Source organism: Priestia sp. P5_B4, from assembly GCF_056400385.1.
This window is the reverse complement of sequence record NZ_JBFULJ010000013.1, coordinates 24,656-35,646: the sequence shown is the minus strand read 5'-3', so window position 1 is coordinate 35,646 and position 10,991 is coordinate 24,656. Positions and strand designations below refer to the sequence as shown.

Here is a 10,991-nt window from a genome sequence, read left to right as displayed (position 1 = left end):
GAGGAACGACGCTGTCAACGATTATTTTAATGGGCTATAGTCTAATGACACAGCTGTTTCCATCTCTGCTTTTCAGCTTGAAGAAAAATAACTTTGTAACGAAACAAGGAGCAGCGTGGGGGATTGTTGCTGGCATTATTGTAGTAGCCTATATTACAATCAGCGGATCTACTATTGGGACGTTATTTCCGTCACTGCCTCAGCAAATGAAGGATATCAATGTCGGATTTATTGCGCTGCTTATCAACTTTATCATAATGTGGGCAGTCAGTATGCTCACAAAGCAAAACGAGGCTGGGACAAAAGTATGTTAGACGAAGTGAAAAACGAACCATTGATCAACACGTTTGATTAGTGGTTCGTTTTTTTGTTAGGGTCAACGTCAGACCCTTCTAGCAGTTGATTGGAGGACAAGACGAAGACTCCTGCGGGAAMAGCGGAACAGGTGAGACCCCGACCCCACAGGAGCGCAAGCGACGAGGAGGCTCAGCGGCCGCCCGCGGAAAGCGAAGTCTTGCGCGGAAATCAACTGCGGTGTCACAAACGGTTCAGCTCATGTCATTATGTCTCAGCCTCGTTTTTTCTAATCAAACAGTAAAGAGCCAAAGGAATAGGACCATCCTTTGGCTCTTTACGTGGCTTTTAACCGGTAATTTGTAAAATTTCCTACATCAACTGATTTACGCTAAAGCGGGAACTCGGTCATTATAGTAAATAACTTCCGATAGGATCTTACACCCTTTAATCTCCTGAAACGTCTTTTTCGCCTCTACCTCTGATTCAAATTCAAACATAGTCGGACTTTGGTTTTTCGAGTAAACGGTAATGATCCACATTGTAAAATAAGCTCCCCCTATAAAATAATAGTTTTCCTTTTTAGTGTAGCTATCAGGTGATGTAATAATAATTGAATAGTTGTGATACAGCCTCACATTTTAAAAGGTACTTCTACTATACAACAAAAATTACAAAATAAAACAAGAAAATCTAAAAAACTACAGAGAATAATGAAAGAGAATAAATAACTGTTTATATATGGGCTATATTTATAAATGGAAGTAGGAATGTAAAAAAATATAGAGAAGAGCGATTGTCTTTTAGATTGCTAAACTATATACTTATGTTCAAAAAGTGCAGGAAGTGAACGATGAAAGTTGATACGGTAGTAAAAAAAGATGTTTTACTCATTCTGGTGATGATAGTCGTTGTGCCGCTAGCAGGAGAGCTTAAATATTATCCTTTTCATGATACGTATAGAGTTAGCTTTGCTGTGCCCATTTTTTTCTTTTMACTGCTGCTTTTAAGAAAGGTATCTCCTGTAATACCAGGTATTTTAGTTGCGAGTGCTATAGTGGGCTTTCGGATGTGGCTTGACTGGTATAACTACGAATCATTTGATTTTCTGCATTCTTTGCAGATCCGATGCTCAGCAGGGGTCTATTATCTCGTTTATGCCATTTCTTTTTCGTGGTTTAAAATTAACGATTTTCATTCAAAGCCTTGGATTATTGGCATATGGAGCATCATCATCGAAACGGTTTCAGGCGGGATGGAATTGCTTTGTATGTATGTAATGGTTCATCATCATATTGTGTTTCCAGAGTTCATGCAGATTTTTATTGTAGGCGTCTTTCGAAGTTTCTTTGTTTTATGCCTGTTTAGCATGATCAAACTTTACGAAGGGCAGCTGAGAGAACGACAAATCTCTCAAAAAAATGATCAGCTGCTTGTTGTGCTTTCAAATTTATATGAGGAATCCATTCATTTGAAAAAAACGCTGCAGGACGCTGAAAGAATTACGAAAAAGTCGTATGATTTGTATGAAGAATTACACGAAGCGGACATCCACCAGCTTACTTCACTGCACGATTTTAGCCAAAAAGCATTACAAATTGCAGGAGAAGTACATGATATTAAAAAAGACAACCAGCGGATATCAGCAGGACTGTCCAAGGTCATTACAAAAGAAGAATTTTCTGAGTATATGGAAATTGAAAGTCTGCTTCAAATCGTGATGCGCAGCAACGAAAAATATGCGGCGATGTTAGCAAAAGATATTCATTTTTCATATTCGATTTTAGGAGAGCATCCTCGCTATCACGTGTACTTGTTTTTATCATTAATTAATAACCTAGTAACGAATGCGGTCGAAGCGATTGAAAAAGAAGGCGCGATTATTATCGATGTATGTCGAGAAGAAGACCGCATTTTATTGTATGTAAGAGACAGCGGTCCCGGAGTGAAAAAAAGGCATGAACGTCTCATTTTTAAAGCGGGGTTTACATCCAAATATGCAAAGGACGGAACGCCTTCTACGGGTCTTGGGCTTGTCTACGTTAAGCAAATGACCGAGCAGCTGGGAGGGAATATTCAATTTGTTAATCTGTCTCCAAGCCCCGGTGTTCAATTTGCTATAGATTTACCTATTTCTACGTTAATGGGGGATAAGGACTAATATGCGATTTTATATCATAGATGATGACGAAGTCTTTCGTTCAATGTTAGCCGAAATTATTGAAGATAACGATCTAGGGGAGGTTATAGGAGAAGGAGAAGACGGGATCGTGTTAAACGATCAAGTTTCTTTATTGCAGCAGATCGATATTTTATTTATTGATTTATTAATGCCGGTTCAAGATGGAATCGAAACCGTGCGCAAAATAAAGGATAGTTTTAAAGGGAAAATTATTATGATGTCACAGGTAGAAACGAAAGATTTGATTGGAAAAGCCTACTCGCTTGGCATTGAATACTATATCACGAAGCCGCTTAATCGTATGGAAGTACTCATGGTCATTCAAAAAGTAATTGAACGAATTCATGTTCAACAATCAATGGAGAAAATTCAAGAATCGTTAAATACCGTACTTAATGTAGGAAATCAGCAAAAAACGCCTTCTTTTGGTAAAAAAGAAAGCGATCCGGTAGAAGCGTGCAGGTTTCTTTTAAGAGAACTTGGGATTTTAGGAGAAAGCGGAAGTAAAGATTTGATTGAAATCATCAATYACTTGCATCAAACGGAAAAAAGCACGATGTATGAACAGCATTTTCCTTCTCTCAAAGAAATTTTTGAGAAAATTACCGTGAGAAAGCTTGGTTCATCTTTTTCAGAAGACGTGCTGCAAAAAGAAATGAAAGCAGCCGAGCAGCGAGTAAGAAGAGCTATTTATCAGTCTTTAAATCATTTGACCTCTCTTGGTATGGTTGACTTCTTTAATCCTAAATTTGAAAATTATGCTTCTAAGTTTTTCGATTTTTCAATGGTGCATCAGCGCATGAGAGATATAGAAAAAGGCACGGGAAAAAGCAGCACTCCGAGTCGTATAAACGTAAAAAAATTTATTCAAATGCTCTATTATGAAGTCAAACAAACGCTGTAGTAAAAAAACTACAGCGTTTTCATTTTGTAATTTTCTAAAAACTTTTTGTTAGTTTCAGTAGGTTTTTGTTAGATTTTGTGATGCCTATGATAATGTAATCTTATGAATAAAAGAACTACTTAATAAACAGTTCTTAATTGAATTGTATCTGTTGAATACATTAAGTGCAAATAAACAGCTTTGAGCTGTTAGAAAAAAGAAGGAAGGTGCAAAGATATGTTCAAAAAGCTTGGATTAGCAGGACAAATTCTAATTGGTTTGATTGCAGGTATTATTGTAGGGGCTATTTTTTACGGAAATCCTAAAGCAGTTGAAGTGCTGCAGCCAATTGGAGACGTATTCATTCATTTAATTAAAATGATCGTGGTGCCGATTGTTATATCTAGTATCATTGTGGGCGTTGCGGGTGTTGGTGATATTAAGAAGCTTGGTAAATTAGGCGGAAAAACAATTCTTTACTTTGAAATCATTACAACGGTTGCGATTGTTGTAGGCTTATTAGCAGCTAACTTGCTTCACCCTGGTACTGGTGTGGACCGCAGCGGTCTTGAAAAATCAGATATCAGCAGCTACACATCAACGGCAGAAGCTACAGAGCAAAAAGGATTTGTAGAAACATTTGTTCACATCGTTCCAACGAATGTATTTGAGTCAATTGCTGCAGGCGACATGCTGCCAATTATTTTCTTCTCGGTCCTATTTGGACTTGGAATTGCATCAATCGGTGAAAAAGGCAAGCCGGTTTTAAGATTCTTTGAAGGTACGGCAGAAGCGATGTTTTGGGTAACGAATTTAGTTATGAAGTTTGCACCGTTTGGCGTATTTGCATTAATCGGTGTAACCGTATCAAAATTTGGACTAGCGTCTCTGATTCCGCTTAGTAAGCTTGTAATTGTTGCTTACGGCACAATGATTTTCTTTGTGTTAGTTGTGCTAGGACTTGTAGCTAAATGGGCTGGCGTTAACATCTTCCACTTATTAAAAGTGCTAAAAGATGAATTGCTGTTAGCATTTTCAACTGCAAGTTCAGAAACAGTATTGCCGCGTATTATTGCGAAAATGGAAAAGTTCGGATGTCCTAAAGCAATTACATCYTTTGTTATTCCGACGGGATATTCGTTTAACTTAGACGGATCTACTCTTTATCAAGCGCTTGCTGCGATTTTTATCGCGCAAATGTACGGTATTGATATGAGCATCACACAGCAAATTTCACTGATATTAATTTTAATGGTTACATCTAAAGGAATTGCAGGAGTTCCAGGCGTATCGTTTGTTGTACTGCTTGCAACGCTTGGATCTGTAGGACTTCCGGTAGAAGGGCTTGCATTTATCGCTGGAATCGATCGTTTGTTAGATATGGGACGTACAGCGGTAAACGTAATTGGAAACTCACTTGGTGCGATTGTCATTTCGAAGTGGGAAGGGCAATTTAACGATAAAGACAAGGAAGCTTATATTAACGAAGTAACAAAAAAAGTATCGTAACAACAAGGAGTCTGGGACAAAAGTATTGTAGTTGAAGAAAGATCCGAACGATTATTCGTTCGGATTTTTTTATATTGATATAGATTTTATCTGTGCAGTTGCTTCTAGTTGTTGATTGGAGAACAAGGCGAAGGCTCCTGCGGAAAGCGAAATCTTGTATGGAAATTAACGGCCGTGCAACAAGCTATCCATACCAGCTCATTTATCCAATTTATCCGGCTTTAGATGGGATTTATTTAGTTATGTCTCAATCTTTTTTCGGTTGAATTTGCTTTGGGAAATTGGGAATAGTAACTAAAGATGAAAAACAAATGATTGATACAAGGAGGTCTCAATATGGGAAGAGCAAATAATCACAAATCATCACATAACAACAAAGGGTCACTGCCTCAAACACCAAAAGAGTTAAAAATTGCTCCGGATCAAGCAAATGAAGAATTTTCACGTGAATTAGCGCAGCATCACGATGCTAAAGCGAAACAGGACTTAATTTTGAAACAGCAAAAAGAAAAGTAAAAGAAAAAGAGGCTGGACAAAAGTGTTTTAATTGAAGGGAAATCCGAACGATGAATGGAGATTCTTGATGGAGAATCCAACTCGTTCGGATTTTTTTGTGATGATGATAAACGTAGATTTCGGGTATGTAGTTAGTTGCTTCTAGCGGTGGACTGGAGGGCAATACGAAGACTCCTCCGGAAAGCGAAGTCTTGCACAGAAATCAGCCGCGGTGTAACAAGTAATTTATACCCGATCATTTATCTCATTTGTTCGTTTTTAGTTGAGTTGGTTTCGGTATGTCTCAATTTTTTCTATATATACCAGAAGATAAAAATACCTTAGTAACCATTTTGTAACATTATTTAATCATAGCGTAATAGTTTTTGAGGCTTTTTTCATTATAATTAAACCGAACATATTGAAAAATAAGTTCTATAGAAACGTAACGTTCGGTTACATAATGGAGGAGAAAAATGAAAAAAGCCATCATTGGGTCTATAACGGCAGCGGCAGTCTTATTTAGCGGAGCCAGTCCGTTTATTGCACCTGCTCAAACAGTAGAAGCAGCGTCATATTCATACAAGGACACGGCTATTGCTACTGGTAAAAAATTAATGGGTGTTCCTTATAAATGGGGAGGCACAACAACAAAAGGTTTTGACTGCTCGGGATTTATTCAATATATTTTCAAAAAGGCTGGAAAAACACTTCCGCGCACAACGGAACAAATGTATCGAGTAGGGACAAGCGTTTCAAAAGCAAAGCTTCAAAAAGGAGATTTAGTTTTCTTTCAAACGTATAAAAAAGGTCCTTCACATGTAGGCGTGTACTTAGGAAATAATCAGTTTCTTCAAGCTTCTACGTCTAAAGGCGTGACGATTACATCTCTTAGCAACAGCTACTGGAAAGCACGTTATATCGGTGCAAAACGGATTTAACCATCCGTCATTTTTTTGGAAAACAACACTACATTATGTAGTGTTGTTTTTTGTTTGCATATACATAACATATTGCCAATATTATTTTTAACGTTTTATACAAAAAAATCCATATTCTATGAGATAATAACGTTAACACATTTTGTACTTTAACATAAGGAATATCCCACTCTATTCGAAAGTTTGGTGAGCGAAGATGAAGCGCTTAGTATGGAGTTATGGAATAGGTATTGCTGCAATAGTAGCAGTATTCTCATTTTTCTTTATGATGAAAGGTCAAACAGAGAAAGCCGTCGTTAGCGGAAATGTACCAAAAGCTCATGCGCAGGGAGAAAGAGTGAAGCAGCCCATCTCACAGTTCCAAGCAGTACAGCCTCATGAAGCAGGTAATGAAGTGAAAAATGTAAAAAACAACATGCCTGAAAAAGCGGATCCTCCTTCTTTTTTAGTCTACATTGACCCTGGTCATCAATCTCAGGCTAACCTGGAGAAAGAGCCAATCGGACCGGGATCAGCAGAAACAAAAATAAAAGTTTCCGGAGGCACATCAGGCGTAGTGACCAAGAAGCCGGAATACAAGCTGACGTTGGAAGCTTCTATGATATTAAAACAGCTGCTCGAAGAAAAAGGAATAACCGTAAAGCTTACTCGGAGTTCTGATAATGTAGATATCAGCAACCGGGAACGAGCGGAGCTTGCGAATAATTCAAAAGCTGATCTGCACGTACGTATACATGCAGATGGTTCTGAAAATGCTTCTGTAAAAGGATTTTCTGTGCTTACTCCTGCAGAAGATAATTCCTATACAAAGTCTATTTATCAAAGCAGTCTGCAGGCATCTCAAGCTATTCTGACAGAGGTGAAAAAAGATCAGTTTGTCGAAGCAGACGGCATTCGCTATCGCAGTGATCTTTCAGGATTTAACTGGTCGACTGTACCTGTAACGCTAGTTGAACTGGGATATATGACGAATCCAGAAGAAGACCGGAACCTGTCTGATCAGGCTTACCTTACAAAGCTGATGAATCATATTGCAGATGGTGTAACGGCATATGAAGAAATGAAAAAATAAAAGGTGAAAAGACCTATAAAAGCGTGTGACTAAATCAATTGATTTATGTCACACGTTTTTTTTGTCGTTCATATGATATAAAGAAGCGTTTTTTCGACAAAAAAATGGACGAGCAGAAAAGAAAACTAGGTAAAATGCTTTAATTTTTATAAAACTGTGTCGATATAACGAGTGATATTAAAATGCGTTAGACAGTACATGAAAATGGGGGAACAAGATGAGAAAGTTAACGGCATTTGCTTTAGTACTAAGCGTACTGCTGTTTCAATTCACGCCGCTTGCTAGCGTGAAAGCTGAAACGGTAGAACCAGTTGTGTCTGTAAAATTAGTAAACTATTTAGGAGATCATCATGCAATTACAATTAAGCCGTCTTATTTATACACTATTAAAAACTCGGATTTGGTCTTAAAGGCAAATACAGAGTATACGGTAACAGCAACAACTCAAGGTGTCACTCTAAAACAAGGAAGCACTGTATTAGGTGATTTTACAAGCTTTGAAATTACACCGTCTCTTTATAAAAATCCCATATCTATTAACGGCAGACAGTACTTAGGGGACGTTGCGTTTACAAATGAAAAAGGAACGTACGTCAGACCTGTTAATACGCTTCCGATTGAAGACTATTTAAAAGGTGTCGTGCCAAATGAAGTCTATACATCTTGGAATCTGCAAGCCTTAAAAACTCAGGCAGTAGCAGCGAGAACATACGCAATGAGCTATGCAGGAAAAGTAATCAATGACACGGTAAGCTATCAAGTATACGGTGGCTATACGTGGTACGACAGCACAAACAAAGCAGTAGATGAGACATTCGGACAAGTAGTCACATACAACAATAAATTAATCAACGCCGTTTTCTCATCAAGCAACGGGGGAAGAACCGAATCAAACAGCAATGCCTGGGGAGGAACTCAGCTTTCTTATTTCCCGGTGAAAGAAGATCCATACGATAAGCAGACACCGTGGACGTTAGCTATTCAAAAAACGCAAATTGATTTAACCGGAAAAGATTTAGCTAACTATAGCGCTTGGTGGAATACGGTTTCTGAAAAAGATAAAACCGTTACGGATAATTTGAAGTCATGGTTAGTAGCCAATAAGCATCCTGGTAAAACGATTAAAATTACCTCTATTCCAAAGGTGAGTTTTTATGCTCCTTCATCGGGAGGCCGTGTGACTAAAGGTGCGATTACAGTGGACTACCTTGTTAAAGGAGATGTAGACAGTTCGCAAAAACTAGTGGTTCATCATTTGGAATTAACGGATTTAACATCGACGAAGCTAAAATCGATGTTAAACAGCCGTGCGATGCTTAGTCTGCTTGTAACGGAAACAAATGAAACAAGCACATCAACAACTTTTAATGGCAAAGGAAATGGCCACGGTGTTGGAATGAGTCAATACGGTGCTCAAAAAATGGCAAGCGTAGGAAAAGACTATCGTGAAATTTTAGATTTCTATTATCCAACAACTACTCTTTTAAGTTTTTATACAACTAAATATCCGCGAAAAGAGCAGGAGCAAGAACCACCGAAAGATACGGTTGCGCCTGATGCACCTTCAGTTAATGCACTAGGAGACAACGAAACATCGCTTACGGGCGTGACAGAACCAAATGCTTCTGTTATTGCAAAAGTGGAAGATCAAGTAATTGGAACGGGTCTTGCTGACGAAGCTGGAAAATTTGCAATTACGATTGCCAAGCAGCCAGCAGATACAAAAGTATCGGTAACGTCTAAAGATGCAGCTGAAAATGAAAGCACGGCCACAGTAGTGACCGTAACAGATCAAACGCCGCCTTCTGTTCCAATTGTAAATGAAGTAAGTGACCAAGATACGACGGTAGCAGGCGTAACAGAAGCAAACGCCGCCGTGACGGTAAAAGCAGGCGATGCAACGTTCTCTGCAGTAGCGGATGGTAACGGTACATTTACTGTTTCAATTCCAGTACAAATAGGTGGAACAACAATAGCGGTAAGTGCAAAAGATAAAGCAGGAAACGAAAGTCAAGCTCCTTCTTTTGCGGTTAAATCTACGTTAAAAGCACCGCTTGCACCAAAAGTAAATGCAGTAAGTGATCAAGACCCAACGATCAAAGGAACGGCTGAAGCAAATGCGACAGTCATCGTTAAAAACGGAAGTCTTCAGCTTGCAGCAGGCAACGCAGATGCCAAAGGAAATTACAGCATTTCAATTGCGAAACAAAAAGCAGGAAGCACACTGTCTGTAACGGCTCAAAATGCAGGTGGAACAAGTTCAGCCACTGCGGTAACCGTACAGGATAAAACGGCACCAGCTGCGCCAAAAGTAAACGCAGTAAGTGATCAAGATACAAAAGTTACAGGTACCGCAGAAGCAAATGCGACGGTTACTGTAAAAGTGGGAACAACAACTGTGGGAATGGCTAAAGCAGGTGCAAACGGAGCGTTTTCTGTTGCCATTTCTCTGCAAAAAGCGAATACAAAGCTAAGCGTACAAGCAAAAGATGCAGCAGGAAATAACAGCTCTGAATCGACTGTAATCATTACAGCAAAGCAAAAAGCTCCGGTAAAACCGACAGTTAATGAAGTGAGTGATCGAAGTACAGCCGTTACGGGTACAGCAGAAGCAAATGCGACGGTTATCATTAAAAACGGAAGTCTTCAGCTTGCAGCTGGTAAAGCGGATGCTAAAGGAACATACAGCATCTCGATCGCAAAACAAAAAGCAGGAAGCAAACTGTCTGTAACGGCTGGAAACACAGCGGGGGTAAGTCCAGCTGTAACCGTAACCGTGCAGGATAAAACAGCACCCGTTACACCAAAAGTAAACGCTGTAAGCAATCAAGATACAGTCGTAACGGGAAGCACAGAAGCCGGCGCAGAAGTGCATGTGAAAATTGACAAAAAAGTAATTGGCAAAGGAAATGCAAAATCGGATGGAACGTTCAGCATCACCATTCCAAAGCAGCCTGCTTCTACAAAATTAGCTGTTATTGCAAAAGATGCAGCTAATAACTACAGCTCCAACACGTTTGTAACGGTCAGTGCCGCGCAGACAAAGCCAGCGCTTCCAACCGTTAATACGCTTACTGAAAAAAGTACAGCGGTAACGGGAACASGAGAAAAAAATGCGTCTATTTATATTAAAGTAGGCKGAAAAATTATTGCGAGTGGAAAAATTGATGGAAACGGCAAGTTCAGCGTAAAAATTCCTGCTCAAAAAGCAGGAACAGAAGTGACGGCCGTGCTGCAAAATAAAGTAGGATACAGCCCGTATAAAATTGTAAAAGTACAAGACACAACGCCGCCGGCACCTCCGGCGGTTGATGCAATTACGTCTTTGTCCACCTTTATCTCCGGAAAAACGGAAGCAAATGCCGTGATTACGATTAAAAGCGGTACAAAGCTGATCGCATCGGGTAAAGCAGATAGCAAAGGGCAGTTTAAAGTCACTATTCCAAAACAAAAAGCAGGCGTAAAGCTGGCTGTGACGGCAAAAGATGCGGCTGGAAATACAAGTTCAGCCACGAACGTAAGTGTTAAATAGAAAGAGGCTGGGACAAAAGTATTTTAGTTAAAGTTAAACACGAACTATCTATCGAAAACTGATAGATAGTTCGTGTTTTTTTA

Annotated in this window: 9 protein-coding genes and 1 pseudogene; 9 read left to right on the top strand and 1 reads right to left on the bottom strand. The window is 39.2% G+C overall.

The genetic code is table 11. The features are described from left to right. Together AC1DRF_RS03460 and AC1DRF_RS03455 are read left to right on the top strand one after the other, a co-directional pair. A pseudogene (locus AC1DRF_RS03460) lies at nt 1–314 on the top strand (sodium:solute symporter family protein); the annotation flags it as partial. A gap of 85 nt (nt 315–399) precedes the next feature. Further along, entirely contained in the window at nt 400–660 is a 261-nt protein-coding gene (locus AC1DRF_RS03455; protein ID WP_477740340.1) for a hypothetical protein, read from the top strand. A gap of 20 nt (nt 661–680) precedes the next feature. Here AC1DRF_RS03455 and AC1DRF_RS03450 read toward each other — a convergent pair whose 3' ends face one another. Continuing rightward, entirely contained in the window at nt 681–836 is a 156-nt protein-coding gene (locus AC1DRF_RS03450; protein ID WP_013055763.1) for a hypothetical protein, read from the bottom strand. A 311-nt stretch (nt 837–1,147) separates the two neighbouring features. Between AC1DRF_RS03450 and AC1DRF_RS03445 the strand changes: the two genes are divergently transcribed. The 7 genes from AC1DRF_RS03445 (at nt 1,148) to AC1DRF_RS03415 (ending at nt 10,908) form a co-directional block, all read left to right on the top strand. Then, entirely contained in the window at nt 1,148–2,455 is a 1,308-nt protein-coding gene (locus AC1DRF_RS03445; protein ID WP_477740339.1) for a sensor histidine kinase, read from the top strand. Nucleotide 2,456: 1 nt separating this feature from the next. After that, a complete protein-coding gene (locus tag AC1DRF_RS03440; protein WP_477740338.1) occupies nt 2,457–3,380 on the top strand; it encodes a response regulator in 924 nt (307 codons plus the stop codon). Nucleotides 3,381–3,596: 216 nt separating this feature from the next. After that, nucleotides 3,597–4,868 carry a cation:dicarboxylate symporter family transporter gene (locus tag AC1DRF_RS03435; RefSeq protein WP_028407730.1) on the top strand — a complete coding sequence of 424 codons (1,272 nt, stop codon included), beginning with the start codon at nt 3,597–3,599 and terminating at the stop codon, nt 4,866–4,868. A gap of 336 nt (nt 4,869–5,204) precedes the next feature. Next, nucleotides 5,205–5,384: a YfhD family protein gene (locus AC1DRF_RS03430; protein ID WP_013055768.1), complete on the top strand. Its 180-nt coding sequence runs from the start codon at nt 5,205–5,207 to the stop codon at nt 5,382–5,384. A gap of 455 nt (nt 5,385–5,839) precedes the next feature. Further along, nucleotides 5,840–6,304 carry a C40 family peptidase gene (locus AC1DRF_RS03425; RefSeq protein WP_016766438.1) on the top strand — a complete coding sequence of 155 codons (465 nt, stop codon included), beginning with the start codon at nt 5,840–5,842 and terminating at the stop codon, nt 6,302–6,304. A gap of 196 nt (nt 6,305–6,500) precedes the next feature. Beyond that, a complete protein-coding gene (locus AC1DRF_RS03420; RefSeq protein WP_427075589.1) occupies nt 6,501–7,376 on the top strand; it encodes an N-acetylmuramoyl-L-alanine amidase family protein in 876 nt (291 codons plus the stop codon). Between the two features lie 217 nt (nt 7,377–7,593). After that, nucleotides 7,594–10,908: an Ig-like domain-containing protein gene (locus AC1DRF_RS03415; protein ID WP_477740337.1), complete on the top strand. Its 3,315-nt coding sequence runs from the start codon at nt 7,594–7,596 to the stop codon at nt 10,906–10,908. The last annotated feature ends 83 nt before the right edge of the window (nt 10,909–10,991 follow it).

Coding starts and splice junctions, on each gene's coding strand:
- AC1DRF_RS03450 (WP_013055763.1), bottom strand. CDS start 836: ATGTGGATCATTACCGTTTACTCGAAAAACCAAAGTCCGACTATGTTT.
- AC1DRF_RS03425 (WP_016766438.1), top strand. CDS start 5,840: ATGAAAAAAGCCATCATTGGGTCTATAACGGCAGCGGCAGTCTTATTT.
- AC1DRF_RS03430 (WP_013055768.1), top strand. CDS start 5,205: ATGGGAAGAGCAAATAATCACAAATCATCACATAACAACAAAGGGTCA.
- AC1DRF_RS03420 (WP_427075589.1), top strand. CDS start 6,501: ATGAAGCGCTTAGTATGGAGTTATGGAATAGGTATTGCTGCAATAGTA.